Origin of the sequence: Halomonas sp. SCS19 (assembly GCF_040147015.1) — a bacterium.
GTDB lineage: Bacteria > Pseudomonadota > Gammaproteobacteria > Pseudomonadales > Halomonadaceae > Halomonas > Halomonas litopenaei.
The window spans coordinates 1,971,644-1,998,579 of the sequence record NZ_JAMSHN010000001.1; the positions used below are offsets into that span (position 1 = coordinate 1,971,644).

General features: G+C 63.2%; 24 protein-coding genes. All 24 read left to right on the forward strand.

Annotated features, from left to right (window positions below):
- The first annotated feature begins 253 nt into the window (after positions 1-253).
- The 24 genes from argC (at position 254) to NFH97_RS08640 (ending at position 25,931) form a co-directional block, all read left to right on the forward strand.
- Positions 254-1,288 carry an N-acetyl-gamma-glutamyl-phosphate reductase gene (gene argC / locus NFH97_RS08525; RefSeq protein ID WP_045992723.1) on the forward strand — a complete coding sequence of 345 codons (1,035 nt, stop codon included), beginning with the start codon at positions 254-256 and terminating at the stop codon, positions 1,286-1,288.
- Positions 1,289-1,457: 169 nt separating this feature from the next.
- Complete coding sequence (erpA, locus tag NFH97_RS08530) at positions 1,458-1,811, forward strand: iron-sulfur cluster insertion protein ErpA (protein ID WP_108131956.1); 354 nt, start codon at positions 1,458-1,460, stop codon at positions 1,809-1,811.
- Between the two features lie 221 nt (positions 1,812-2,032).
- Positions 2,033-2,788 (forward strand): transporter substrate-binding domain-containing protein, encoded by a 756-nt coding sequence (locus NFH97_RS08535; RefSeq protein WP_108131957.1) that lies wholly within the window; start codon positions 2,033-2,035, stop codon positions 2,786-2,788.
- 164 nt (positions 2,789-2,952) lie between these two features.
- Complete coding sequence (locus NFH97_RS08540) at positions 2,953-3,624, forward strand: amino acid ABC transporter permease (RefSeq protein WP_045992720.1); 672 nt, start codon at positions 2,953-2,955, stop codon at positions 3,622-3,624.
- Positions 3,625-3,652: 28 nt separating this feature from the next.
- Positions 3,653-4,423, forward strand: a complete 771-nt coding sequence (locus NFH97_RS08545) for an amino acid ABC transporter ATP-binding protein (RefSeq protein WP_045992719.1) — start codon at positions 3,653-3,655, stop codon at positions 4,421-4,423.
- Between the two features lie 540 nt (positions 4,424-4,963).
- A complete protein-coding gene (gene mnmG / locus NFH97_RS08550) occupies positions 4,964-6,859 on the forward strand; it encodes a tRNA uridine-5-carboxymethylaminomethyl(34) synthesis enzyme MnmG (protein WP_349624687.1) in 1,896 nt (631 codons plus the stop codon).
- An 8-nt stretch (positions 6,860-6,867) separates the two neighbouring features.
- Positions 6,868-7,524 (forward strand): 16S rRNA (guanine(527)-N(7))-methyltransferase RsmG, encoded by a 657-nt coding sequence (rsmG, locus tag NFH97_RS08555; protein ID WP_349624688.1) that lies wholly within the window; start codon positions 6,868-6,870, stop codon positions 7,522-7,524.
- A gap of 75 nt (positions 7,525-7,599) precedes the next feature.
- Positions 7,600-8,370: a ParA family protein gene (locus NFH97_RS08560; protein ID WP_045992716.1), complete on the forward strand. Its 771-nt coding sequence runs from the start codon at positions 7,600-7,602 to the stop codon at positions 8,368-8,370.
- A 66-nt stretch (positions 8,371-8,436) separates the two neighbouring features.
- Positions 8,437-9,360 (forward strand): ParB/RepB/Spo0J family partition protein, encoded by a 924-nt coding sequence (locus NFH97_RS08565; RefSeq protein ID WP_222567990.1) that lies wholly within the window; start codon positions 8,437-8,439, stop codon positions 9,358-9,360.
- Positions 9,361-9,638: 278 nt separating this feature from the next.
- Positions 9,639-9,998 carry an ATP synthase subunit I gene (locus NFH97_RS08570; RefSeq protein ID WP_231498561.1) on the forward strand — a complete coding sequence of 120 codons (360 nt, stop codon included), beginning with the start codon at positions 9,639-9,641 and terminating at the stop codon, positions 9,996-9,998.
- A 13-nt stretch (positions 9,999-10,011) separates the two neighbouring features.
- Positions 10,012-10,875, forward strand: coding sequence for a F0F1 ATP synthase subunit A (gene atpB, locus NFH97_RS08575; protein ID WP_045992713.1), 864 nt, complete (start codon positions 10,012-10,014; stop codon positions 10,873-10,875).
- 79 nt (positions 10,876-10,954) lie between these two features.
- The gene (atpE, locus tag NFH97_RS08580; RefSeq protein ID WP_045992712.1) at positions 10,955-11,203 is read left to right on the forward strand and encodes a F0F1 ATP synthase subunit C; all 249 of its coding nucleotides are present in this window, start codon (positions 10,955-10,957) and stop codon (positions 11,201-11,203) included.
- Between the two features lie 66 nt (positions 11,204-11,269).
- Complete coding sequence (locus NFH97_RS08585) at positions 11,270-11,740, forward strand: F0F1 ATP synthase subunit B (protein WP_045992711.1); 471 nt, start codon at positions 11,270-11,272, stop codon at positions 11,738-11,740.
- 11 nt (positions 11,741-11,751) lie between these two features.
- Positions 11,752-12,291, forward strand: coding sequence for a F0F1 ATP synthase subunit delta (locus NFH97_RS08590; RefSeq protein WP_045992710.1), 540 nt, complete (start codon positions 11,752-11,754; stop codon positions 12,289-12,291).
- Between the two features lie 16 nt (positions 12,292-12,307).
- A complete protein-coding gene (gene atpA, locus NFH97_RS08595; RefSeq protein ID WP_045992709.1) occupies positions 12,308-13,852 on the forward strand; it encodes a F0F1 ATP synthase subunit alpha in 1,545 nt (514 codons plus the stop codon).
- 77 nt (positions 13,853-13,929) lie between these two features.
- Positions 13,930-14,811 carry a F0F1 ATP synthase subunit gamma gene (atpG, locus tag NFH97_RS08600; RefSeq protein WP_045992708.1) on the forward strand — a complete coding sequence of 294 codons (882 nt, stop codon included), beginning with the start codon at positions 13,930-13,932 and terminating at the stop codon, positions 14,809-14,811.
- A 41-nt stretch (positions 14,812-14,852) separates the two neighbouring features.
- Complete coding sequence (gene atpD, locus NFH97_RS08605; protein ID WP_045992707.1) at positions 14,853-16,229, forward strand: F0F1 ATP synthase subunit beta; 1,377 nt, start codon at positions 14,853-14,855, stop codon at positions 16,227-16,229.
- Between the two features lie 24 nt (positions 16,230-16,253).
- Positions 16,254-16,679 (forward strand): F0F1 ATP synthase subunit epsilon, encoded by a 426-nt coding sequence (locus tag NFH97_RS08610; RefSeq protein ID WP_045992706.1) that lies wholly within the window; start codon positions 16,254-16,256, stop codon positions 16,677-16,679.
- A gap of 233 nt (positions 16,680-16,912) precedes the next feature.
- On the forward strand, positions 16,913-18,286 hold the full coding sequence (mgtE, locus tag NFH97_RS08615) for a magnesium transporter (protein ID WP_349624689.1): 1,374 nt from the start codon (positions 16,913-16,915) through the stop codon (positions 18,284-18,286).
- Between the two features lie 109 nt (positions 18,287-18,395).
- Entirely contained in the window at positions 18,396-19,193 is a 798-nt protein-coding gene (locus NFH97_RS08620) for an undecaprenyl-diphosphate phosphatase (protein WP_124804536.1), read from the forward strand.
- A gap of 20 nt (positions 19,194-19,213) precedes the next feature.
- Positions 19,214-20,323, forward strand: a complete 1,110-nt coding sequence (locus NFH97_RS08625; protein WP_349624690.1) for an FAD:protein FMN transferase — start codon at positions 19,214-19,216, stop codon at positions 20,321-20,323.
- 97 nt (positions 20,324-20,420) lie between these two features.
- Complete coding sequence (glmU, locus tag NFH97_RS08630) at positions 20,421-21,785, forward strand: bifunctional UDP-N-acetylglucosamine diphosphorylase/glucosamine-1-phosphate N-acetyltransferase GlmU (RefSeq protein ID WP_108131963.1); 1,365 nt, start codon at positions 20,421-20,423, stop codon at positions 21,783-21,785.
- A gap of 90 nt (positions 21,786-21,875) precedes the next feature.
- Positions 21,876-23,714, forward strand: a complete 1,839-nt coding sequence (gene glmS, locus NFH97_RS08635; RefSeq protein WP_349624691.1) for a glutamine--fructose-6-phosphate transaminase (isomerizing) — start codon at positions 21,876-21,878, stop codon at positions 23,712-23,714.
- A gap of 567 nt (positions 23,715-24,281) precedes the next feature.
- Entirely contained in the window at positions 24,282-25,931 is a 1,650-nt protein-coding gene (locus NFH97_RS08640; protein ID WP_108131965.1) for a BCCT family transporter, read from the forward strand.
- Positions 25,932-26,936 lie beyond the last annotated feature (1,005 nt).

Consider the following 26,936-nt stretch of genomic DNA (forward strand, 5'->3'; position numbering starts at 1 on the left):
GTCGCTTCCTTGAGAGCGAAGGGTCGAGTCCCTGACGCAAGATGAAAGGCAGGCTTACCTTAGGTGACTATCTCTTGTGTATCATAGAACGTGACTTGGCACCCAGGCCGCCGTCATCGTCGTCTCTCGGAACCCCCATCGCCTGGCCCGAGAATCTCCAGGCAGGCCTGTGGCCAGGCCATTCGGCTCGCCTTGCGGGCGGCCACATTTCCATGGCAATGCGCTGAAACAGCAAAGTGCAAAGGAGCGTTACGTGATCAAGGTTGGAATCGTCGGCGGCACCGGCTACACCGGCGTCGAACTGCTCAGGCTGCTGGCGCGCCACCCCGAGGTGGAGGTGGACGCGATCACCTCACGAAGCGAAGCCGGCCTCGGCGTGGCCGAACTCTATCCCAACCTGCGAGGTCACTACGACGAGCTGCGCTTTTCCGAGCCTGACCCGGAGCGCCTGGCGCGCTGCGATGCGGTGTTCTTCGCCACGCCCCACGGCGTCGCCCACGCGCTGGCCGGCGATCTGCTGGAGCGAGGCACCCGGGTGATCGATCTGTCAGCCGACTTCCGCCTGCGCGACGCCGGCGTCTGGGCCGACTGGTACGGCCAGCCTCACGGCGCCCCGGGTCTGCTCGAGGAAGCCGTCTACGGCCTGCCCGAGGTCAGCCGCGATCAGATTCGCCAGGCCCGCCTGATCGCCGTCCCCGGCTGCTATCCCACCGCGGTGCAGCTTGGCTTTCTGCCGCTGCTGGAAGCCGGGCTGATCGACGCCGACCACCTGATCGCCGACTGCAAGTCCGGCGTCACCGGTGCCGGCCGTGGCGCCAAGGTGCCCTCGCTGCTGGCCGAGGCCAGTGAATCGATGAAGGCCTACGGCGCCTCCGGCCATCGTCATCTGCCGGAAATTCGCCAGGGGCTCGGCGACGCCGCAGGGGGTGAGGTCGGGCTGACCTTCGTGCCCCACCTGACGCCGATGATCCGCGGCATCCATGCCACCCTGTACGGGCGCCTGACCGGCGACCCCGGTGATCTCCAGCGCCTGTTCGAAGACCGCTTCGCCAACGAGCCCTTCGTCGACGTGATGCCCGCCGGCAGCCATCCCGAGACCCGTAGCGTCAAGGGCGCCAACCTTTGCCGCATCGCCGTACATCGCCCCGGCAACAGCGACACCGTGGTGGTGCTGGCCGTCATCGACAACCTGGTCAAGGGCGCCTCCGGCCAGGCCATCCACGCCCTCAATCTGATGTTCGACTTCGACGAGACCGCCGGTCTCGACGCCCCAGCGATGATGCCCTGAGGCCCATCCCCCCGCTTGCTGCGGGGGAATGTCGACGTAACAGGCACCTTACCTCCGAGGAAAAGTTGACCCTTTTACTCTGGCTTGGGGATAATGACCGATGCGGTCGACGTCGGCTGATCCGCGACATCGACCGCTTTGACCCTGTTTCTCGACCCCGGGAGCTCTCATGAGCGGTGCCGAATCCTTTGTCCCCACCCCGCTACTGCTGTCCGACAACGCCCAGCGCCGACTCAAGGCATTGATGGCCGAAGACGGCGCCAGCAACATCGCCCTGCGCGTCTATGTCACGGGAGGCGGCTGCTCGGGATTTCAGTACGGCTTCGACGTGGCCGACGGCGTCAACGACGACGACACCGAGATTCCCTTCGGCGATGTCGCGTTGGTGGTCGACCCGCTGTCCTACCAGTACCTGGTCGGCTCCACCATCGACTATGAAGAAGGCCTGGCCGGCGCGCGCTTTCTGGTGCAGAACCCCAACGCCACCACCACCTGTGGTTGCGGCGCCTCCTTTATGGTGTAGCGACCTTGCTGCGCGTCAGCCGACGCGACAGCAACACGCCTCTCCAGACAGCGCTTGATGCAGCCCTTGATGTCACCCTCGACGCAGCCTCCCGGCTGCGTCTTGCGTTGTGTCGTGGCGCCACCAGCGTTGGCCCAGCGGATTCTCCCCCAACTTGACCCCTTCCCCGCAACTCGCCATGGTAGTTGAGGATTTCACAATAACGTCAACTGGGGAAAATCATGAAAACCGCCCTTACTTCTGCCGCTCTTACCTCCGCCCTGCTCGCCTTCGGTGTCATCGGCAGCGCCCAGGCCGAGACCCTGAACGTGGCCACCGACCCGAGCTTCGTGCCGTTCGAGATGATGGACCAGGAATCCGGCGAAATGGTCGGCTTCGACATGGACATCATTGCCGAGCTGGCCGAGCGTGCCGGTTTCGAATACGAACTGCGCACCATGGACTTCAACGGCATCATTCCCGCCGTCCAGACCGGTAACGTCGACATCGCCATCGCCGGTATCACCATCACCGACGAACGTGCCGAGATCGTCGACTTCTCCGACCCCTACTACGACAGCGGTCTGAAGATCCTGGTCAACGCCGACGAAGAAGGCGTCAGCGAGATCGATGACCTGTCCGGTATGCGTATCGGCACCAAGATCGGCTCCACCAGCTATGACTTCCTCCAGGAAAACCTGGGCGAGGACGCCGAGATCACCCCCTATCCGGGCACCAGCGACATGTACATGGCCCTGCTCGGTGGCAGCGTCGATGCCGCCTTCTACGACGCCCCCAACGTCGGCTACTTCTCCCAGACCCGTGGCGAAGGCAAGGTCAAGGTCGTTGGTCCGCTGTACGAAGGCCAGCAGTACGGCATCGTCTTCGTCAAGGGCAGCGAGTGGGTAGAGCCGGTCAACGAGGCCCTGGCGGCGATGAAGGAAGACGGCACCTACGACGAGATCCACGCCAAGTGGTTTGGTTCCACCAGCGAGTGATCGCAGTCCATAGCGACCTGGGCAACCGACCTGGGATTCATGGGGGCCGGTACACGACCGGCCCCCTTGGTGTTACCCGGACGTCACCCCGAGGCACTGTCTCGACCCCGGCATCAAGGCCTCTCGCCTTGTCCTGATTTCACGTGCATGACGGAGACCCACTCGTGGACGTCAACTTCCAATTCGACTGGTCGGCGGCGCTGTCCTCCATCCCCCAGCTGCTGACCGGCATCCCCTATACCCTGCTGATTTCCTTCGGCGGTCTGGCCATCGGCTTTGTCATCGGCATCATCTTCGGCCTGTTGCGCATTTCCCCGAGCGCCTGGCTGCGTGTTCCCGCCGTGGCCTACATCGAAATCTTCCGCGGCACCCCGGTACTGGTGCAGGTGCTGTTCATCTTCTATGGCCTGCCGAGCATCCTTGGTGGCCCCATCGATGCGGTCACCGCAGGTATCGCTGCCATCGCCGTCAACTCCGGCGCCTACATCTCGGAGATCGTGCGCGGTGGTGTGCAGTCCATCGAGCGCGGCCAGCGCGAGGCCGGCCTGTCGCTGGGCCTGTCCCGCCGCCAGACCTTCCGCTACATCATCTGGCCCCAGTCCTTCCGCCGCATGATCCCGGCGCTGGGCAACCAGGCCATCATCAGCATCAAGGACACCTCGCTGTTCGCCGTCATCGGCGTTGGCGAGCTGGTGCGCCAGGGCCAGATCTACATCGCCACCACCTTCACCGCCTTGGAGGTCTATCTGATGGTGGCGCTGCTCTATCTTGCCATCACCCTTTCCTTGTCCTTCGCCCTGCGCATGCTCGAGCGCAAGGGCCTGGTGGGCCAGTGAGGTGCAACATCCCATGGAAAATTCCGACATGAACCCAGCCTCTCACGCCCAGGGCGAGCCCATCGTCCGTATCGACAAACTCAACAAGCACTTCGGCTCGCTGCACGTGCTCAAGAACATCGACCTTGAGGTGGCCCAGGGCGAAGTGGTGGTCGTCATCGGCGCCAGTGGCTCCGGCAAGTCGACCCTCATCCGCTGCGTCAATGGCCTGGAAGAATTCCAGCAGGGCGCCCTCAGGGTCGACGGCAACGACCTCAAGCCCGACGGCAAGGCCAGCCAGGCGCTGCAGACCATCCGCACCGAGGTCGGCATGGTGTTCCAGCAGTTCAACCTGTTCCCTCACCTCAGCGTGCGTGACAACGTCACCCTGGCCCCGATGAAGGTGCGCGGCGAAAGCCGTGACAAGGCCGAGGCCACCGCGGAACGGCTGCTCGATCGGGTCGGCATCAAGGACCAGGCCGACAAGTACCCGACCCAGCTCTCCGGCGGTCAGCAGCAACGCGTGGCGTTGGCCCGTGCACTGGCCATGGAGCCCCGTCTGATGCTGTTCGACGAGCCCACCTCGGCGCTGGACCCGGAGATGATCGGTGAGGTGCTCGACGCCATGCGTGAGCTCGCCAGAGAAGGCATGACGATGATGATCGTGACCCACGAGATGGGCTTCGCCCGGGAGGTCGCCGACCGCGTGATCTACATCCACAAGGGTGAGATCGTCGAGCAGGGCAAGCCCGAAGAAGTCTTCGACAATCCGCAGAATGAACGTACCCAGAGCTTCCTGGCGCGAGTGCTCAAGCACTAAAAAAACCGCCCGTTCGAGCCTCTGAAACGCCCTGTCGAGTGATCGACAGGGCGTTTTTTTGGCTTTTTGGGGCTGTGGACAAGATTTTTCACATTTGGCTGCGAAGCCCACTGCCACGGGGGCTGTGGGCAAGTCGGCGAGTTGTTCACCGTCGCGGTGACAACCGCCCCCGAGCTCGGTGGATAACTGGTGGAAGCCGAGCCCTGTGGGCAAGTCGTGATTGTGTCCACAGGCAGATAACACGCCATCAAACGCTGGTACGTCCCTTGTCCAACAAAGGATCAACATTGTATCTATTTGTTTTTTGTAGGTTTAAATGGCTTTTCCACAGAAAGTGTCCACACCAGTAGTTACAACCACTACAGAACTTCCTTTCTTATTCTTTTATTTTTTTATAGGTAGGTAAGTGAAGCTCCTGCCTGACAGACGGGGTGTGGAAAACCCTGACGTTTACCCACAGGAGGGTTTATACTGGCCGGCTATTTTTCGTACGAACCCAATATCCAGACCGCTGGCGCGCTGCGCCGAACGAGGTGAACCTTGGAGTATCCCGACCGCTTTGACGTCATCGTCATCGGCGGTGGCCATGCTGGAACGGAAGCTGCCCTGGCCTCTGCCCGCATGGGTTGCCAGACCCTGCTGTTGACCCACAACATCGAGACCCTGGGCCAGATGTCCTGCAATCCCGCCATCGGCGGGATCGGCAAGAGTCATCTGGTCAAGGAAATCGACGCCCTCGGCGGCGCCATGGGATTGGCGACGGACCTGGGCGGGATCCAGTTTCGCGTGCTCAACGCCCGCAAGGGCCCCGCGGTACGGGCGACCCGTGCCCAGGCCGATCGTGTGCGCTACAAGGCCGCGATTCGTGGCATGCTGGAAAACCAACCGAACCTGACGCTGTTCCAGCAGGCCGCCGGCGACCTGATCGTCGACCAGGACACCGTGCGCGGCGTGGTCACCGAGACTGGACTGCGATTCCTGGCCGAAACCGTGGTGCTGTGCACCGGTACCTTCCTCGGCGGGGTGATCCACATCGGGCTGGACAACAGCCGTGGTGGTCGTGCCGGGGATCCGCCCTCCAATGCCCTGGCCGAGCGTCTGCGCGCCTTGCCGTTTCGGGTCGATCGCCTGAAGACCGGCACCCCGCCGCGCATCGATGCCAAGAGCGTCGACTTCTCGCGCCTCGAGGAACAGCCGGGCGACAGTCCGACTCCGGTGATGTCCTACCTGGGATCACGGGACATGCATCCGCATCAGGTCAGCTGCCACATCGCCCATACCAACGAGCGCACCCACGAGATCATCTTCGACAATCTCGATCGCTCGCCGATGTTCTCCGGGGTGATCGAAGGGGTCGGGCCGCGCTACTGCCCGTCCATCGAAGACAAGGTCCACCGCTTCGCCGACAAGACCAGCCACCAGGTGTTCGTCGAGCCGGAGGGTCTGGATACCCATGAGCTATACCCAAATGGTATTTCGACCTCCTTGCCCTTCGACGTGCAGCTCAAGGTGGTGCGCTCCATCGAAGGTCTCGAGCGGGCCCATATCACCCGTCCGGGCTACGCCATCGAGTACGACTTCTTCGATCCGCGGGACCTGAAGCACTCGCTGGAAACCAAATTTATCCACAACCTGTTTTTCGCCGGCCAGATCAACGGCACCACCGGCTACGAGGAAGCGGGGGCCCAGGGCCTGCTCGCCGGGCTCAACGCCGCGCGTCGCGCCAAGGCGCTCGACGCCTGGTGTCCGCGCCGCGACGAGGCCTACCTCGGGGTGCTGGTGGATGACCTGATCACCCTGGGCACCAAGGAGCCCTACCGGATGTTCACCTCCCGCGCCGAGTACCGGCTGTTGCTGCGTGAGGACAACGCCGACATGCGCCTGACCGAACACGGTCGCGCACTGGGGCTGGTGGACGATGAGCGCTGGGCGCGGTTCAGCGACAAGCGTGAAGCGGTGGAGCGCGAGAGCGCCCGCCTCAAGGCCACCTGGGTGCAGCCCGGGACCGATGCCGCCGCCGACATCGAGCGAATCACCGGCAAGCCGCTGGCCCGCGAGTACAGCCTGATGGACCTGCTCAAGCGCCCGGAACTCGGCTATGCCGACGTGGCTGCGGCCAAGGGTGAGCCGGTGAGCGACGAGACGGTCGCCGAACAGGTCCAGATCCAGGCCAAGTACCAGGGCTACATCGATCGTCAGCAGGACGAGATCGACAAGCTCAAGCGTCACGAGTCCATGGCCCTGCCGACCGATCTCGACTACAGCCGAGTCGAGGGGCTGTCCCACGAGATTCGCCAGAAGCTCGCCGAGGCGCGCCCGGAGACCCTGGCCCAGGCCGGGCGGATCAGCGGGGTGACCCCGGCGGCGGTATCGATCCTGCTGATTCACCTCAAGAAACGCCGGTTGCTCGATGATCGCGAGGTAGCCAGCGGATGAGTCAGGCGATGTCCCCGGCCCTGCAGCAGCGACTGCACGAGCGCTTGAGCGAGGGCCTTGCCGCCCTCGATATCACGGCCACCGCCGCCCAGCTTGACCAGCTTCTGGCCCTGGTGGGTCTGTTGCACAAGTGGAACCGGGCCTATAACCTCACGGCGGTACGCGATCCGCTGGACATGGTCTCTCGCCACGTGCTCGACAGCGCCGCGGTGCTGCCCTGGGTCAAGGGCCCACGGGTGCTCGACGTGGGTGCGGGGCCTGGCCTGCCCGGCCTGGTGCTGGCGATCCTCAACCCCGAGCTCGACGTCAGTCTGCTCGACAGCAACGGCAAGAAGGTACGCTTTCAGCGTCAGGCGGTGATGGAACTTGGGCTCGCCCGGGTGACCCCGATCCAGGCGCGAGTGGAAGCCTATACCCCGGCCGACGGCGGGTTCGATCAACTGATCTCGCGGGCCTTTGCCAGCCTCGAGGACTTCGTCGAGCTGACCCGGCCGCTGCTGGCGCCCCACGGCCAGTGGCTGGCGATGAAGGGACCGGCGGTGGACGGCGAGCTCGAACGCCTGGAGGACGACGTGCGCTGTGTCTCGCGCCATGCGTTGAGGGTGCCGTACGAGTCAGCGGGTCGAGAACTGGTTATGCTGGAACCCGAGGCCGGGGGCCGCTAGGCTCGGGCTTGGGGTTCGGTTTTCACGATTTTGCCGCCACCAGCCACCCGAGAATTTCCACGCAAGGATGACGTCGTGACCAAAATCATCGCCTTGACCAACCAGAAGGGTGGGGTCGGCAAGACCACCTCTGCCGTCAACCTGGCCGCCAGTCTGGCGTCGCTGGATCGCCGCGTACTGCTGGTCGATCTCGATCCCCAGGGCCACGCCACCATGGGCAGTGGTGTCGACAAGCACAGCCTCGAGGGCAGCGTGCTCGACGTCATCCTGGGCGACAAGCGCCCGGTGGAGGTCATCCTCGACTGCCCCGAGGCGGGCTACGCCTTGCTGCCCGGCAATGGCGACCTGACCGCCGCCGAGGTCGAGCTGCTCGATCGTGGTGAAGGCCGCGAGCGGGCGCTGGCCAAGGCGCTGGACGAAGTCGCCGGCGAGTACGACGTGGTGATGATCGACTGCCCGCCGTCGCTGAACATGCTCACCGTCAATGCGCTGACCGCCGCCGATGGGGTACTGATACCGCTGCAGTGCGAGTTCTATGCCCTGGAAGGCCTGTCGGCGCTGCTCGACACCGTCGAGCAGATCAAGGACAGCGTGAATCCGGGCCTCGAGATCTTCGGGATCCTGCGTACCATGTTCGACGCCCGCAACAGCCTGACCCGGGACGTCAGCAAGCAGCTGCGGGACTACTTCGGCGATGCCCTGCTCAAGACCACCATTCCACGCAACGTGCGGGTTGCCGAGGCGCCGAGTCACGGCCTGCCGGTCACCAAGTACGCACGCTTCTCGCGGGGCAGCCAGGCCCACCGGGTGCTGGCCAAGGAACTGATTCGTCGGCTGTCGCTGTAGCCCCGGCCACGGTGGCAAGGGCCAGCAGTGTCGAATTTTTGAGCGTGCTGTGATGAGGATGAATCGATGACGCGCAAACGCGCCCTGGGACGAGGACTGGATGCGCTGATCGGGGCCGGTGCCCGCCGCCGCGAGAGCCTCGATCTGCCCGAGGTGGATGCCGAGCTGACGACCGACGGCGACGAAGACGCCCCGGTGGTGCCGCCTCCCGCGCCGGAGGAACGTCTGGAGCGCCTGCCGCTGGGCCAGCTCAGCCGTGGACGCTACCAGCCAAGGCGCGATATCCAGCCCGAGGCGCTGGAGGAGCTGGCCGACTCGATCCGCGCCCAGGGCGTGATGCAGCCCATCGTGGTGCGTCCGATCGGTCCCGACCGCTATGAGATCATCGCCGGTGAACGCCGCTGGCGGGCCTCCCAGCTGGCCGAGCTGGACGTCATCCCGGCGGTGATCCGCGAGGTGACCGACGAGGTGGCCCTGGCGCTGGCGCTGATCGAGAACATCCAGCGCGAGAACCTCAACCCGGTGGAGGAGGCGCTGGCGCTCAAGCGTCTGCTCGATGAATTCGAACTGACCCAGCAGCAGGTCGCCGATGCCGTGGGCCGTTCGCGTACCCAAGTGACCAACCTGCTGCGCCTGCTGGCGCTGGACCCCGAGGTGCAGACGCTGCTCGAACGCGGTGACCTGGACATGGGCCATGCCCGCGCCCTGTTGACCCTGCCGGCGGCCAAGCAGCGCAAGGCGGCCCATGAGGTGGTCAACAAGGACCTGACCGTGCGCGCCACCGAGGCGCTGGTCAAGCAACTGGCCAATGGCAAGCCAAAGGCCGCCAAGACTGCGCCGAATCAGGACGTGGCCCGGCTGGAGACCCGTCTGGCAGATCTGCTCGGCGCCCCGGTCAAGATCAGCCACGGCAAGGCCGGCAAGGGCAAGGTCACCATCCAGTACTCGAGCCTCGATGAGCTCGACGGCATCCTGGGCCACATCCGCTGAGTGGCGACGACCAGAGACAGCGACCGGATTGCGCGTATCAGCGCAGTAAACCACTTAGGTCGCTAATCACTTTAGCGGCCTTTTCTCCGCATTTGGTCGTAAGCCAGCGCGAAGTGACGACAAATCGTCACGTCTTTGGTTGAAGCCGTTAGGGGGCTTCCCTATAATCGCGCCGGAGTCTGCCGGTGGTCTGTCGCCGGCGATCACGATGGATGACGAGTTCGCGCCAAGAGGCGCGTCGGGAGAGACACTTGGCGGCCAGGATCCAACGACCCCAGGTGCAGCGCCTGCTGATGGCACAGCTCGCTGTGCTGGCGCTGACCAGCGTTGCGGCGGCTGGCATCGACGGTATCTCCGGCGCTTCCTCGGCGGCCCTGGGCGGGCTGGTGGCCTTTTTGCCCAATGTGTTCTTTGCCTGGTGTGTGTTCCGGGCGCAGGGCGCGCGCTACTCCAAGGCCATCGTCAACAATTTCTATCGTGCGGAAGCCGGCAAGTTCGGTTTGACGGCGGCGCTGTTCACCCTGGTGTTCATCGCAGTGCCTCCCTCAAACCCGACTTTTTTCTTTGGCGCTTATGTGGTGACGCTGTTCGTTCATTGGCTGGGGCCCTGGCTGGTGAAACGACCGTCGCACACCTGACAACGAGGCAGACATGGCAGGCACGAATCCGACTCCGACGGAATATATCCAGCACCACCTGCAGAACCTGACCTTCGGGCTGCACCCGGACAATGGCTGGTCGATCGCCCATTCCGCCCAGGAAGCTTCCGATATGGGCTTCTGGGCCGTTCACCTCGATACCCTCGGCTGGTCCGTCGGTCTCGGTCTGATCTTCCTGTGGCTGTTCAAGAAGGCGGCCAACACCGCTACCACCGGCGTGCCTGGTGCGCTGCAGAACTTTGTCGAGCTGATGGTCGAGTTCGTCGACAACTCGGTCAAGGACACCTTCCACGGCAAGAGCAAGCTGATCGCGCCGCTGGCGCTGACCATCTTCTGCTGGGTCTTCCTGATGAACCTGATGGACCTGGTGCCGGTGGACTTCCTGCCGCTGCTGGCGGCCAAGATCGGCGCCCTGTTCGGCGCGGACCCGGCCCACGTCTACTTCAAGGTGGTGCCGACCACCGACGTCAATGCCACCCTCGGCATGGCGCTGTCCGTGTTCGGCCTGATCATCTTCTACACCATTCGTGCCAAGGGCTTCTCCGGCTTCATCGGTGAGCTTACCCTGCACCCGTTCAACTCACCCAACAAGCTGGTCCAGGCGCTGTTCATCCCGGTCAACTTCCTGCTCGAGACCGTGACCCTGATCGCCAAGCCGATCTCCCTGGCCCTGCGACTGTTCGGCAACCTCTACGCCGGTGAGCTGATCTTCATCTTGATCGCGATGATCGGCCTGTGGCAGCTGCCGCTGCACTTCACCTGGGCGGTGTTCCATATCCTGGTCATCACCCTGCAGGCCTTCATCTTCATGATGCTGACCATCGTCTACATGAGCATGGCGGTGGAGAAGCACTGACGGTTTCGCTTCAACCCTAAACCCTTAACCCTAACCCACTGATAAACCTTAGTTTCAACTAAAAACTGGAGAGACCACCATGGAAGCACAAGTTCTGGGTATGACCGCCATCGCCGTGTCCCTGCTGATCGGCCTGGGTGCACTCGGCACCGCCATCGGCTTCGGTATCCTCGGCGGCAAGTTCCTGGAAGGCGCTGCACGTCAGCCGGAAATGGTTCCGATGCTGCAGGTCAAGATGTTCATCGTCGCCGGCCTGCTGGACGCCGTGACCATGATCGGTGTTGGTATCGCGCTGTTCTTCACCTTCGCTAACCCGTTTGTCGGTTAATGTCCGACCGCTCGTCCCGAGCCGTCGATCCGTTAACCCCAAACCCGTAACGCGAGAGGTGCTGGCGTGAACCTGAACCTTACCCTAGTCGGCCAGGCTATCGCCTTTGCGTTCTTCGTCTGGTTCTGCATGAAGTTTATATGGCCGCCGGTCATGCAAGCTCTGCAGGAACGCCAGAAGAAGATCGCCGATGGTCTGGATGCTGCCAGCCGTGCGGCGCGTGATCTCGAGGTGGCCGAGAAAGAGGCCGACGAGACCCTGCGCAAGAGCAAGCAAGAGGCGGCCGAGATCCTGGAACAGGCCCAGAAACAGGCCAACCAGAAGCTCGAGCAGGCACGCGAAGACGCCCGCCTTGAAGGCGAGCGCATGATTGCCAAGGCCAAGTCCGAGATCGAGCAGGAAGTGGCACGCGCGAAGGAAGACCTGCGCGCACAGGTGTCCCGTCTGGCGGTCCTGGGCGCTGAGCGAATCCTGGAGTCCTCCATCGACGAGAAGCAGCACGCTGCCATCGTCGACAAACTCGCCAAAGAGCTCTGAGGAGGTGCCCCATGGCGGAAACGTCAACTATCGCTCGCCCGTACGCCAAGGCTGCCTTTGAGCACGCCGTGGCCAAGGACGCGCTCGACGAATGGTCCGGCATGCTGGCCAGGGTCGCGCAGGTCGTCGGCGACGACGACATGCGCGCCCGGGTGCTCGGCAATCCCAAGCTGTCCAGCGCACAGAAGGCTGATGTTGTCGTCGACGTCTGTGGTGACGCCGTCAATGACGACCTCAAGAACTTCGTTCGCCTGGTCGGCCAGAAGGGTCGCCTGGCGGCGCTCGGCGCCATCGCCGAGCAGTTCGAGGTGCTCAAGGCCCAGCAGGAAAAGCGGGTAGAGGTGGAAATTGTTTCCGCCTTCCCGCTGGCCGAAGCCCAGGAACAATCGCTCGCGAGTGCACTGGCCAAGCGTCTGAACCGCGAAATCTCCATTACCACTCAGGTGGACAAGACGCTCCTGGGCGGCGTGATCCTGCGTGCCGGCGACACCGTCATCGACGGTTCGGTACGTGGTCGATTGAACCGCCTCCAGGAAGCCCTTTCCGCCTGAGTCTGAGGGACATGGCATGCAGCAACTGAATCCTTCCGAGATCAGCGACATCATCAAGCAGCGTATCGAGAAGCTTGACGTCGCATCCGAAGCCCGTAATCAGGGCACGATCGTCAGCGTATCTGACGGTATCGTGCAGATTCACGGCCTCGCCGACGCAATGTTCGGTGAGATGATCGAATTCCCCGGCGGCATCTTCGGGATGACCCTGAACCTCGAGCGCGACAACGTCGGTGCCGTGGTTCTGGGTGATTACCTGCAGCTGGAAGAGGGCATGACTGCCCAGTGTACCGGTCGCATCCTCGAGGTGCCGGTGGGTCCCGAACTGCGCGGCCGTGTGGTCGACGCCCTCGGTAACCCCATCGACGGCAAGGGCGACCTGGGCACCAAGGAAACCGACGCGGTCGAGAAGGTCGCACCTGGCGTCATCACTCGTCAGTCCGTCGACGAGCCGATCCAGACCGGTTTCAAGTCCATCGATGCCATGGTGCCGATCGGCCGCGGTCAGCGTGAGCTGATCATCGGCGACCGTCAGATCGGTAAGTCGGCGATCGCCATCGATGCGATCATCAACCAGAAAGGCACCGGCGTCACCTGTGTCTACGTGGCCATCGGTCAGAAGCAGTCGACCATCGCCAACGTGGTGCGCAAGCTCGAAGAGCACGGCGCCATGGAGCACACCATCGTGGTCGCCGCCGGCGCCGCCGATCCGGCCCCGATGCAGTTCCTCGCCGCCTACTCCGGCTGCACCATGGGCGAGTACTTCCGCGACCGCGGTGAAGACGCGCTGATCGTCTATGACGATCTGTCCAAGCAGGCCGTGGCCTACCGCCAGGTGTCCCTGCTGCTGCGTCGTCCGCCGGGCCGTGAAGCCTTCCCTGGCGACGTCTTCTACCTCCACTCCCGTCTGCTCGAGCGTGCCGCGCGTGTCAACGCCGACTACGTCGAGAAGTTCACCAACGGTGAAGTGAAGGGCAAGACCGGCTCGCTGACCGCACTGCCGATCATCGAGACCCAGGCCGGCGACGTGTCTGCCTTCGTTCCGACCAACGTGATCTCGATCACCGACGGTCAGATCTTCCTCGAGACCGACCTGTTCAACTCAGGCATCCGCCCGGCCATCAACGCCGGTCTGTCGGTGTCTCGTGTGGGTGGCTCGGCACAGACCAAGATCATCAAGAAGCTCGGCGGCAGCGTGCGTCTGGCTCTGGCCCAGTACCGCGAGCTCGCGGCCTTCTCCCAGTTCGCCTCCGACCTGGACGAAGCCACCCGCAAGCAGCTCGAGCACGGTCAGCGCGTCACCGAGCTGATGAAGCAGAAGCAGTACTCGCCGATGTCGGTTGCCGAGATGGCGATCTCCCTGTTTGCCGCCAACGAAGGCTTCCTGGACGACGTCGACGTCAACAAGGTGCTGGACTTCGAACATGCACTCCACGAGTACATGAAGTCCGAGCACGGCGAGTTGCTCGACAAGATCAACGAGTCTGGCGACTACAACGACGAGATCAAGGACGGCCTGAAGCAGGGTCTCGAGAAGTTCAAGTCCTCTCAGAGCTGGTAAGCGTCCACTGGCCCGCCGCAAGGCGGGCCAGGTGGTCGAACAGGATTCTGAGGGTCACCGAACAAGGGTAGATCGCCATGGCAGTCGGAAAAGAGATTCGCACGCAGATTGCGAGCATCAAGAACACGCAGAAGATCACCAATGCGATGCAGATGGTGGCGGCGTCGAAGATGCGCAAGACCCAGGAACGGATGTCGGCGAGCAAGCCTTACGCCGAACAGATCCGTCACGTGGTGGGTCATCTCGCCCAGGCCAACCCGGAATACAAGCATCCGTGGATGGAAGAGCGTGAGGCCAAGCGCGTCGGTTACATCGTCGTCTCCAGCGATCGTGGTCTCTGTGGCGGCTTGAACGTCAACCTGTTCAAGGCGACGGTCAAGGACGCTCAGGCGTGGCACGAGAAGGGCGCCGAGCTCGACTTCTGTGCCCTCGGCAGCAAGGCCAGCAGCTTCTTCCGCAAGTATGGGGGAAGCCTGGTCGCCGCCAAGAGTGGCCTAGGGGAAACGCCGAGTCTTGATGATCTGATCGGCAGCGTGAAGGTGATGCTGGATGCCTACGATGAAGGCAAGCTGGATCGTCTTTACGTGGTGCACAACGAATTCGTCAATACCATGACCCAGAAGCCGGTCGTCCGTCAGCTGCTACCGCTGACCGAGGACACCGCAAAGGTCGAGGAAGACGACGAGAACAAGCGTCCCAGCAGCTGGGACTACCTGTATGAGCCGGATGCCAAGGCGCTGCTCGACAGCCTGCTCGTGCGCTACGTTGAAGCGCAGGTGTATCAGGCGGTGGTCGAGAACACAGCGTGCGAGCAGGCGGCACGCATGGTTGCCATGAAGAGCGCGACCGACAACGCGGGCAATCTGATCGACGATCTGGAGCTGGTGTACAACAAGGCCCGTCAGGCGGCCATTACCCAGGAAATCTCCGAGATCGTTGGCGGTGCCGCCGCTGTTTAAGGCATGCAGGTTTCATTTGCAGGTATTAGAGAGGAACCAAGATGAGCGGACGTATCGTACAAATCATCGGCGCGGTGATTGACGTAGAGTTTCCGCGGGACGATGTTCCCAAGGTCTACGACGCGCTGAAGGTCACCGAAAAGGAGACCATCCTCGAAGTCCAGCAGCAGCTGGGCGACGGCGTGGTGCGCTGCATCGCCATGGGCTCGACCGAAGGGCTCAAGCGCGGCATGAACACCGATAACACCGGCGCGGCCATCTCCGTCCCGGTCGGCCAGGAAACCCTGGGCCGCATCATGAACGTGCTCGGCGAGCCGATCGATGAGGCCGGTGAGATCGGCGAGCAGGAGCGCATGCCGATCCACCGCGAGGCTCCGGGCTACGCCGACCAGGCGGCCACCAACGAGCTGCTCGAGACCGGCATCAAGGTCATCGACCTGGTGTGCCCGTTTGCCAAGGGCGGCAAGGTCGGTCTGTTCGGCGGTGCCGGTGTCGGCAAGACCGTCAACATGATGGAGCTGATCCGTAACATCGCCACCGAGCACAGCGGTTACTCCGTGTTCGCCGGTGTCGGTGAGCGTACTCGTGAAGGTAACGACTTCTACCACGAGATGCAGGAGTCCAACGTTCTCGACAAGGTGGCACTGGTCTACGGCCAGATGAACGAGCCGCCCGGGAACCGCCTGCGTGTGGCCCTGACCGGTCTGACCATCGCCGAGAAGTTCCGTGACGAAGGTCGTGACGTACTGTTGTTCGTCGACAACATCTACCGTTACACCCTGGCCGGTACCGAGGTGTCCGCACTGCTGGGCCGTATGCCGTCCGCGGTGGGTTACCAGCCGACCCTGGCCGAGGAGATGGGCGTTCTGCAGGAGCGTATCACCTCCACCAAGACCGGCTCGATCACCTCCGTGCAGGCCGTCTACGTGCCCGCGGATGACTTGACCGACCCGTCTCCGGCGACCACCTTCTCGCACCTGGACGCCACCGTGGTACTGGCGCGTTCCATCGCCGAGCTGGGTATCTATCCGGCCATCGACCCGCTGGACTCCACCTCTCGCCAGCTTGATCCGCTGGTGGTGGGCGACGAGCACTACAACGTCGCGCGCGGTGTTCAGGGCGTGCTCCAGCGCTACAAGGAGCTCAAGGACATCATCGCCATCCTGGGTATGGACGAGCTGTCCGACGAAGACAAGCAGATCGTGGCACGTGCGCGTAAGATCCAGCGCTTCCTGTCACAGCCGTTCTTCGTTGCCGAGGTGTTCACCGGCTCTCCCGGCAAGTACGTGTCGCTGAAGGAGACCATCCGTGGTTTCCAGGGCATCCTGGACGGCGAGTACGACGAGCTGCCCGAGCAGGCCTTCTACATGGTCGGCACCATCGACGAGGCCGTCGAGAAAGCCAACCAGATGAAGTAATCCCTCTAACCGGGAGACGTCATCATGACGAAAACCATCCAATGCGAGATCGTCAGTGCCGAAGCCTCGGTCTACTCCGGTAGTGCCGAGCAGGTGGTGGCGGCTGGCATCCTGGGGGATCTTGGCATCCTGGCCGGCCACACGCCGCTGCTGACCGAGCTGGCTCCGGGCCCTGTGCGGGTGCTCAACGAAGGCAGCGAGGAGCACTTCTACGTCTCCGGCGGCTTTATCGAAGTGCAGCCCGAGAAGGTGATCGTGCTGGCCGACACGGCGGTTCGCGCATCCGATCTGGATGAAGCGGCCGCCGAAGAGGCCCGCAAGCAGGCCATCAAGGCCATGGAGGACAAGTCGGCGGAGCTGGATTACACCCGCGCCGCGGCGGAACTCTCCGAGGCCCTGGCCCAGCTGCGTACCATCCAGCAGCTGCGCAGGAAGGCCGGCAAGGGCTAAGTTCCCTGGCGCCGATGCCCCACGCCCCCCGAATGGCTGACATTCGGGGGGCGTTTTCGTTGGTGATGGCGGCAGCGAACCGCGACTGACGCTTCTTCGATGCTTGCATTGTGTCTAATGTTCATCCAGACATGGCATCATGTCGCCTTTTCGAGCAGCCCCGATAGGTCGTCTCTTGGGGACACTGCGCCTCAGCGATTTGCGGCAAGGACGCCGGCCATGAGGAGACGCCCATGAATCTGACCCCCAGCCTGGATGCGCACAAGCAGGTGCTGCTGCGTGCCCTCGATCCCCGCGACAGCAAGACGCTGGAAGCCCGCCTGCCCGAGATTCGCTCGGCGGATCTGGCCGAGATCCTCGAGCGACTGATCGAGGATGAGGACCGCCTGGACAGCGCCGTGGCGTTGTTGGCCTGCCTGCCGGTGGGGCGCCAGGCCAGCGTGTTTGGTCACCTGCCATTCGAGGCCCAGGATGCCATGGCGTCTCGCATCGAGGACGCCTGGCTGTCGCGAATCCTCGACAAGATGGGCTCGGACGAACGTGCCGACCTGTTCAAGGTGCTGGGAGATGATCGCAAGGAGGCGCTGTTACGGCGCATGGCGCGGCGCGAGCGCGAGGCGCTCAAGCGTCTGGCGAGCTACGAGGAGGGCACCGCCGGCGCCCTGATGACCGCCGACTATGTGGCAATCCCGATGGGGCTCACCGTGTCCCGGGCGATGATGCGGGTGCGCCAGACCGCTCCCGACGCCGAGACCGTCTACCAGCTGTACGTGGTGGACGAGCACGGCCGCCTGGCTGGCACCATGTCACTGAGACAGCTGATGGTGGCACGGCCCCAGGCGATCATCGACGAGCTGATGATCCACGACGTCATCAGCATCGGTGTGGACGCCGAGCAGGAAGAGGTCGCCCGGGTGGTGGCACGCTACGACCTGCTGGCATTGCCGGTGACGGACACCGACGAGCGACTGGTCGGCATCGTCACCCACGATGACGCCCTGGACGTGGTCGAGTCCGAGGCCACCGAGGACATCCACAAGGGCATGTCGATCGGCCAGCTGGAAGGCGGCGTGTCCCGGGTGCCGCTGTGGAGCCTGTATCGCAAGCGAGTGATCTGGCTGGTATTACTGGTGTTCGGCAACCTCTTCTCGGGAGCCGGCATCGCCCACTTCGAGGACACCATCGCCGCCCAGGTGACCCTGGTGTTCTTTCTGCCGCTGTTGATCGGCAGCGGTGGCAACGCCGGCGCCCAGGCCGCCACCCTGATGGTGCGAGGCATGGCCACCGGTGACGTCGGCATCAAGGACTGGAGCAAGCTGCTCGGCCGAGAACTGCTGGTGGCAGGCTCGCTGGGACTGACCATGGCCCTGGCGGTGGCCCCCATCGGGGTCATTCGAGGCGGTGAGGCGGTGGCCTTGGTGGTGGCCATCAGCATGATCTGCATCGTCTTGTTCGGCAGCCTGCTCGGCATGTGCCTGCCGTTCGTGCTCGATCGGCTGGGCTGGGATCCGGCCACCGCCTCGGCACCGCTGGTCACCACCCTGATCGACGCCTCCGGGGTGGTCATCTACTTTTCCATCGCCACGCTGGTACTGATGGGAACTTGATCGACCGCAGCGGGGGCGGCCAGGGGCCCCTGACAGCGGACAAGAACGCCCGTGGAGTGTATGCTCTTGCGGGCGTTTTGCCTGTTACCCCTCGCTTACGGGTCACTCCATGGATTGGCTACAGATTGTCGTTCTCTCCCTGATTCAGGGAATCACCGAATTTCTTCCGGTATCGAGCTCCGCCCACCTGATACTGGTCCCCGTGTTCAGCGACTGGCCGGACCAGGGACTGGCCTTCGACGTGGCGCTGCACCTGGGTAGCCTTGGCGCGGTGGTCATCTATTTCCGCGACGAGATCCTGCGCATGCTGACGAGCTGGTGTGCCAGCGTCGCCGGTCGCGGCACCGATCAGGACGCTCGGCTGGCCTGGTGGGTGATCCTCGCCACCGTTCCGGTGGGGCTGGCCGGACTGCTGTTCAAGGACGTCATCGAGCAGTATGCCCGCTCGCCCATGGTGCTGGCGTTCGGTCTGATCTTCTTCGGCCTGCTGCTGGGGCTTGCCGACTGGCGCTTCAGGGGCTCGCGCAGCGAGTATCAGCTGCGCTGGAGCGATGCCCTGTGGATCGGCATCGGCCAGGCGCTGGCGCTGATCCCCGGCACTTCGCGCTCCGGCATCACCATCACCGTGGCACTGATGCTGGGCATGGGGCGCGAAGCCGCGGCCCGCTTCTCGTTTCTGCTGTCGATTCCGGTGATCGTGCTGGCGGGGGGGCTCGAGGCCTGCGAGCTGATTCAGACGGGTGTCGATGTGCACTGGGGTGACATGGCGCTCGGCACGCTGCTGTCCGGCGTCAGCGCCTACCTGTGCATCCATTTCTTCCTGTCGTTCATCAAGCGCATCGGCATGCAGCCCTTCGTCGTCTATCGCCTGCTGCTTGGTATCGCCCTGATCTGGCTGTTTGGCTGATATATCTGAAGAGACCCCTCATGACTGGATTCAAGTTCGCTCGGCGTGGATGGCTGACAACCTGGCTGACGCCCCTCCTGATGGCACTGCTGGTGTCCGGTTGCAGCGAAGAGACCACTACCCGTTCGCCGATCACCCTGGAAGGCGACATCTTCGGCACCTTCTACCAGATCACCCTGGCCGACCCGCTGACTCGCGAGCAGGTCGAGGAGATCGAGCAGGGCGTACTCGACGAGATGCACGCGGTCGACGCCTCCATGTCGACCTGGCGCGAGGATTCGGAGCTGTCCGCCTTCAATCAGTCACCGCTGGGGCAATGGCAGCCGATCTCCGATGAATTCATGGAGGTGCTGGCCATCAGCCAGTCGGTCAACCAGCAAAGTCACGGCGCCTTCGACGTCACCGTCGGTAGCCTGGTCAATCTGTGGAGCTTTGGCCCCGAGGCCCGGCCCCGGGAAATCCCCGAGGAAAACGTACTCGAGAAGCGCTTGTCTCAGGTCGGCATGGACGCGCTCGAGATCGACACCGCCGAGGCCCAGGCCCGTCGCCTGCGTGACGTCTACATCGATCTGTCCGGGGTGGCCAAGGGGTTCGCCACCGACGAGGTGGCGGCCTATCTGGATCGTCAGGGTATCGCCAACTACCTGGTCAATCTTGGCGGAGAGGTCAAGGTCAAGGGACGGCGTGACGGCGGCAAGGGGCTTTGGCGCATTGGTATCGAGGTGCCCGAGAACGGTGCGCCCAAGGCTCAGCACGTGGTCGGCCTCGATGACGTCTCGGTGGCGACTTCCGGTGACTACCGTCACTACTTCGAGGCCGATGGCAAGCGCTACTCCCATACCATCGACTCCCGCACAGGGCGCCCCATCACCCATCGACTGGCCTCGGTGACGGTGGTGCATCCGTCCAATGCCTGGGCCGACGCCTGGGCCACCGCGCTGAGCGTGATGGGCGAAGAGGAAGGCATGCAGGCCGCCATCGACCAGGAGTTGCCGGTGGTGATGCTGGTGCGTCAGGGTGAGGGCTGGGAAAGTCGGGTCAGCCCCGCCTTTGTGACGCGCTTTGGGCAGGAGATGGTCGATACCCTGGGGCTGACGGTGGTGACGGATGTCGACACCCCGCTAGAATAGTAGCGCTGGCCTCTCACGACGGATCACTGAAACCGTTGGTCGGTTCGCTACTGTTGCGATATTTGCTTCGATCTTTTGTTTTAGACAAGGAGTCACGATGAGCCTCGATGTGGTGATTCTCGCCGCCGGACAGGGCACCCGCATGCGCTCGAGCCTGCCCAAGGTGCTGCATACCCTGGCGGGCAAGCCGATGGTCCGTCATGTGGTCGATACCGCCCGGGGTCTCGATGCGGATCGCACCCACGTGGTCATCGGGCACGGTGGCGAGCGGGTTCGCGATGCCCTGGCCGACAGCGAGGTTCGCTTTGCCCATCAGGCCGAGCAGAAGGGTACCGGTCACGCCGTCGCCCAGGCGCTGGGCCAGCTCGGCGATGGCAAGGTGCTGGTGCTCTACGGTGACGTGCCGCTGATCCGTCGGCAAACCCTGGCGGCCTTGCTGGAGCAGGTAGACGAGCGCCACATGGGACTTCTGACCGTGACCCTGGACGACCCGGCGGGATACGGCCGCATCGTGCGTGACGATCAAGGCAAGGTGGTGGCCATCGTCGAGCAGAAGGATGCCTCTGAAAGCGAGCTTGCGATCACCGAGTGCAACACCGGCATCATGGCCATGACCAGCGCCCAGCTGAAGCGCTGGTTGCCTGAGCTGTCGTCGGACAACGCCCAGGGCGAGTACTACCTGACCGATGTGATCGCCATGGCCGCCGCCGAGGGCATTGAGGTGGCCACCGCCCAGCCGGCGCGGCCGATGGAGGTCGAAGGCGTCAACAATCGCGCCCAGATGGCGCGTCTCGAGCGAGCATACCAGCGCGACATCGCCGAGGCGCTGATGGAGAAGGGCGTGGCCCTGGCCGACCCAGACCGTCTCGACGTACGTGGCAAGCTGACTTGCGGGCACGACGTCTTCATCGACGTGGGTTGTGTGTTCGAAGGCGAGGTGGAGCTCGGCGAAGGCGTGCGCATCGGCCCCTACTCGGTGGTACGCAACAGCCATGTTGGCGCCGAAAGCGTCATCGAGGCCCACAGCATCGTCGACGGTGCAGTATTGGCCGGGCTGAACCAGATCGGTCCCTTCGCCCGGCTGCGTCCTGGCTCGCGCCTGGCGGTCAAGGCCAAGGTTGGTAACTTCGTCGAAACCAAGAACGCCGAGGTGGGCGAGGGCAGCAAGATCAACCACCTGAGCTACGTGGGTGACGCCCGCCTGGGACGTGAGGTCAATATCGGCGCCGGCACTATCACCTGCAACTATGACGGCGCCAACAAGCACCGTACCGAGATCGGTGACGCCGCCTTCATCGGCTCCAATTCGGCGCTGGTAGCCCCGGTCAGTGTCGGCGAGGGCGCCACCGTCGGTGCCGGCTCCACCATCAGCCGCGACGTCGCCGATCATAGCCTGGCGGTGACAAGGTCTCGTCAGATCGCCAAGGCCAACTGGCCGAGGCCGACCAAGGACGAGGATTGACGGACGCTTCCGCCCGATTCTGCCGTTGCGGCCCCCTCTCGATTGCTGGTCAGCGGTAGCCAATAACGAATCTCTCAAGGAGTGACCCCTATGTGTGGCATCGTCGCCGCGGTGGCCCAGCGCAACGTACAGAACATTCTGCTCGAAGGCCTCAAGCGCCTCGAGTACCGCGGCTATGACAGTGCCGGCATGGCGGTGCGCAGCCCCGAGGGAGAACTGGTGCGCCAGCGCGCGGTGGGCAAGGTGGCCGCGCTCGAGGCGCGACTGGAGGGTTCGGCGCTGCCGGGGCTCAGCGGTATTGCTCACACCCGCTGGGCGACCCACGGTCGCCCCAGCGAGCCCAACGCCCATCCCCACCAGTCGCGTGATCGCCTGGCGGTGGTACATAATGGCATCATCGAGAATCATGAGCAGCTGCGTCGGGAACTCACCGATCAGGGCTATGTGTTCGAGTCCGAGACAGATACCGAGGTGATCGCCCACCTGCTGGAGCGTGAGTCTCGCCGCGACGGTGATCTGCTCAGCGCCTTCCAGCGGGTCGTCGCCGGCCTCGATGGCGCCTACGCCCTGGGGGTCATGGCGGTGGACGAGCCCGATGTGGTGGTCGGCGCGCGCAAGGGCAGCCCGCTGGTGGTCGGCGTCGGCATCGGTGAGGCCTTCCTGGCGTCTGACCCGCTGGCGCTGCTGCCGGTGACCGATCGCTTCATCTATCTGCGTGAAGGCGACGTGGTGCGGCTGTCTGCCAATGGTCGCATCGAGATCTTCGATGCCGAGGGGACCGCCGTCGAGCGTGAGGTCCAGACCTTCGAGCATGGTGACGGCGCCGCCAGCAAGGGCGAGTACCGCCACTTCATGCTCAAGGAAATCCACGAACAGCCGGCGGTGATCGCCGCGGCGCTGGAAGGCCGCCTGGGCGACCGCTCGGTGCTGGTGGAAAGCTTCGGCCCCGATGCCGAGCGACTGTTCCAGCAGGTCCGCCAGATCCATATCGTGGCCTGCGGCACCAGCTATCACGCCGGCATGGTGGCGCGCTACTGGCTCGAGCGCTACACCGGCATCCCGGTGCAGGTGGAGGTCGCCTCCGAGTATCGCTACCGCCAGGTGGTGGTGCCCCAGGGTACCCTGTTCGTGACCCTGTCCCAGTCCGGCGAGACCGCCGACACCCTGGCCGCGCTGCGGTTTGCCATGGAGCAGGACAACTACCTGGGCAGCCTGGGTATCTGCAACGTACCGGGCAGCTCGCTGGTGCGCGAGGCCGACCTGAGCCTGATGACTCAGGCCGGCCCCGAGATCGGCGTGGCCTCCACCAAGGCCTTCACCACCCAGTTGACCGCGCTGATGCTGTTCGCCCTGGCGCTCGGACGAGTGCGTGGCATGGACGAGGACGAGCAGGCGGACATTGTTGCCGCACTGCGGACCCTGCCGGCGCTGTGTAGCCAGGTGCTGGGACTGGACGAAGCCATCGAGCGGTTGTCCACGGCCTTCGCCGAGAAGCATCACGCGCTGTTTCTGGGACGTGGCGCCCACTTCCCCATCGCCCAGGAAGGCGCCTTGAAGCTCAAGGAGATTTCCTACATTCACGCCGAGGCCTACCCGGCGGGCGAGCTCAAGCACGGCCCCCTGGCGCTGGTGGACAGCGAGATGCCGGTGATCTCGGTGGCGCCCAACGACGAACTGCTCGACAAGCTCAAGTCCAACCTGCAGGAGGTCAGGGCTCGAGGCGGCGAGCTGTACGTGTTCGCCGACGAGAATGTCGGCCTGAACGCCAGCGAGGGTATCCAGGTGCTGCATCTGCCCCACGTCCACGAGGCACTGGCGCCGATCCTCTACACCCTGCCGCTGCAACTATTGTCGTACCACGTGGCGGTGCTCAAGGGGACCGATGTCGATCAGCCGCGCAATCTGGCCAAGTCGGTGACGGTGGAGTAGACATACCGTCGGGCGATAGTATGGCAGCGGTCGCAGACTCGGCGTGACGGAAGGGAAATCTTCCCATCAACTCCAGAGAAGGTGTTGATGCAGTCCGTTCTTGTTCTTGGAGGCTAAAGAGAGTGCGGTGACACCCCGGTGTCCCGCGCTCTTTTTGCCTGGGAATGGGGTCCACTTCAGTTCAAGGATGGAGAGCAAGTCACCGATCAATCAGACAGGACTGCGGCCAAATAGCCCGGCACCGGATTTGACGATATCTCGTTGCGTTCTCGGTGGTGATGATTCTGATGTGCTATACAGTCATCAAGGCGTTGAACGGAAAGCGGCGTCGCTTTCGTTGATATTTCCACGCGTTATTTGCGGTCCCCCCTGTTGTGCTGACCTGCACGGGGTAGAGGGTTTCAGGGGAGGGCTGCTGTTTCCGGTGCACATATTGACGCCGAGAGCTCAATCTTTGCGCTACTGGTAAGGGAGCCTCAGCTCTCATCGCTTGTCCTGTCACACGCAACAGCTGACGTGTGCGAGACTCACTCGGCCAGTGTGTTTCCATCCACAGGAGCATCATTCATGAGTACTCAAAGCGAGCAGGCTCCAACCCCGGTTTCGGACGACATGCAGACGGACTATACCGTCGGGCAGGACAACTTCGAGGGCAGCCTGGGGCCTATCGGCTTCGATATACATAACCGGGTCTTCGCCATCTCGGCGCTGGCCTCGATTGTCTTCATCGTGCTGACGCTGCTGTTCCCCGAGCGAGCCGGTAATCTCTTTCAGTCCATTGTCAGCTTCTCCACCGGTACCCTCGACAGCTACTTCATGATCGTGGTGGACGGCTTCATCCTGTTCTGCCTGGCACTGGTCGTGCTGCCATACGGCAAGGTCCGTCTGGGCGGCCCCGACGCCACGCCGGAGTATGGCTACCTGTCCTGGTTTGCGATGCTGTTCGCGGCCGGCATTGGCATCGGCCTGCTGTTCTTCGGCGTGCTGGAACCGGTCTATCACGCCAACGTCTCCTCGCCGCTAGGCACGCCCTCGCCCTTCGGCAGCGACGGGGAACTGAACGCTGAGGCCATCGCCGACGCCACCGCCATGGGGCTGGCCGGCACCTATCTGCACTGGGGCATCCACGGCTGGGCTGTCTACGTGGTAATGGCGCTGGCGCTGTCCATCTTTACCTACAACAAGGGCCTGCCCTTCTCCATCCGTTCGGCGTTCTTCCCGCTGCTGGGTGACCGCGTCTGGGGCTGGTGGGGCCACGTCATCGACATCCTGGCGGTATTCTCGACCCTGTTTGGCCTGGCCACCTCGCTCGGCCTCGGCGCTCAGCAGGCCAACGCCGGCATGAACTTCGTCTTCGGCCTGGACGTCAGCATCACTACTCAGGTGGTCGTGATCGCAGCCGTCACCGCAGTGGCGCTGGTCTCGGTGTGGCGCGGTCTGGAAGGTGGCGTGAAGCGGCTTTCCGAGATCAACATGGGAATGGCCGTGCTGTTCTTCTTCTTCGTGCTGTTCGCCGGCCCGACCCTGGCGGCGCTCGCCGGCTTCTGGGCCGGCCTTGAGACCTACGTGACGAAGTTCATCCCGCTGTCGGCCCCCTTCGGCCGCGAGGACGACGCCTATCGCCAATCCTGGACCATCTTCTACTGGGCCTGGTGGATCAGCTGGGCGCCTTTCGTCGGCATGTTTATCGCCCGCGTCTCCCGGGGGCGTACGGTGCGTGAGTTCGTGATCTGTGTGCTGGTGATCCCGAGTCTGTTCATCTTCATCTGGATGGGCGTGTTCGGCGCCACCGCCCTTGACCAGCTATATGCCAATCCGGCCGGCAGCCTGGTCAAGGAATACGTGATCGACAGCTACAGCCCCGAGCTGTCGCTGTTCGCCATGCTCAACGAGCTGCCGCTGTCGGGCCTGATGTCGACCCTGGGCATCATCCTGGCGCTGATCTTCTTCGTCACCTCGTCGGATTCCGGCTCGCTGGTGATCGATACCATCACCGCCGGTGGCAAGATCGATGCACCGCGCCCTCAGCGCATGTTCTGGGCCACGGTGGAAGGCCTGATTGCCATCGTACTGCTGATCGGCGGCGGACTCTCGGCGCTCCAGGCCGGAGTCACGGCCACCGCGATCCCCTTCTCGGTGGTGATGATTGTGATGTGCTACACCATCATCAAGGCGCTGAACGGCGAGCTTCGTCAGTTACGCCGCCGGGGTGGCTGAGTCCTCTCATCATGCGAAATCTGTCGGCTTTCTTTGGTTGTAGATGCTCTATCTGCTGGCACAACAACGTCGACTGACCCCGTTTTGCTGCATCCAGCTTTGCCCGGCCTCACGAGGTCGGGCTTGTTCCCTTCCTGTTGTGTAGTGCTGAGGGAAGCGTAGGCTCAAGTGTCGCCGCAGATCCAGGAGGTGCGGTCGAGGACAACGCGATATTCCGTCTACCGGGGTATGGCTCCCCCTAGCTCGATAGATCAATGTTCAAGTCATTGATGGTAATGAACACAGTTTTTCTAGATAGGCGCTAGAAGCGTGACGCGATCGGTGCCGGCAGCCCAAATCCACATGAAGTGACGAAGACTCTTTCCAGAGTGATGTCGGCCGAGAGGTATCGCCGACGGCGCGACGAGTCAGCGTCATAGCTGCGAGGCCAAAGGTATCCTGGCGCAGCGCCGGGAAGTCTTGAGGCGACAAAGCAGCTTTATCCGGAGTGTTGGTCCTGGGACATCGGAAACCTCGGCCTGCCAGAGGTAGTGCACCTGAATCCCGAGAGGAATGCGGCGCCCCTGGCGGCAGGGTGTTAAAGAGTCAGAATCATTTCAAGTGTCATCTGTGTTGACAGGCTCCGCGCTGCCGGTCCGAGAACCAGATCACAAAAACAGCACGTTGATGCAGTGGTATTTTCTTGAGGTCGGCCAGGCGCCGCTTCTACTGCCTATCGATATATGCTGTACCGGTACTTGATAAAGAAGAAAGCTCGGAATTTTCCATATTTTCCGGTTCTAGCATTATGAATTTGTAAGATATATTTCTATTGTTTTGCTAATTCGGACGCTTCTTTTTCGTGCTTCATTGGGCACAATATCAAACACCGTCCTCGAACCTTCATTCCTATATTCGTTAGTTAAGCGCTTGGTTATACGTGGTCGCCATTCCTGCGAGTGGTTTGCCGGTCATGCCTGGGTCTCCGAGCGTGTAGGCGTCGGTGATTCAGTTCAGCGACAGCCG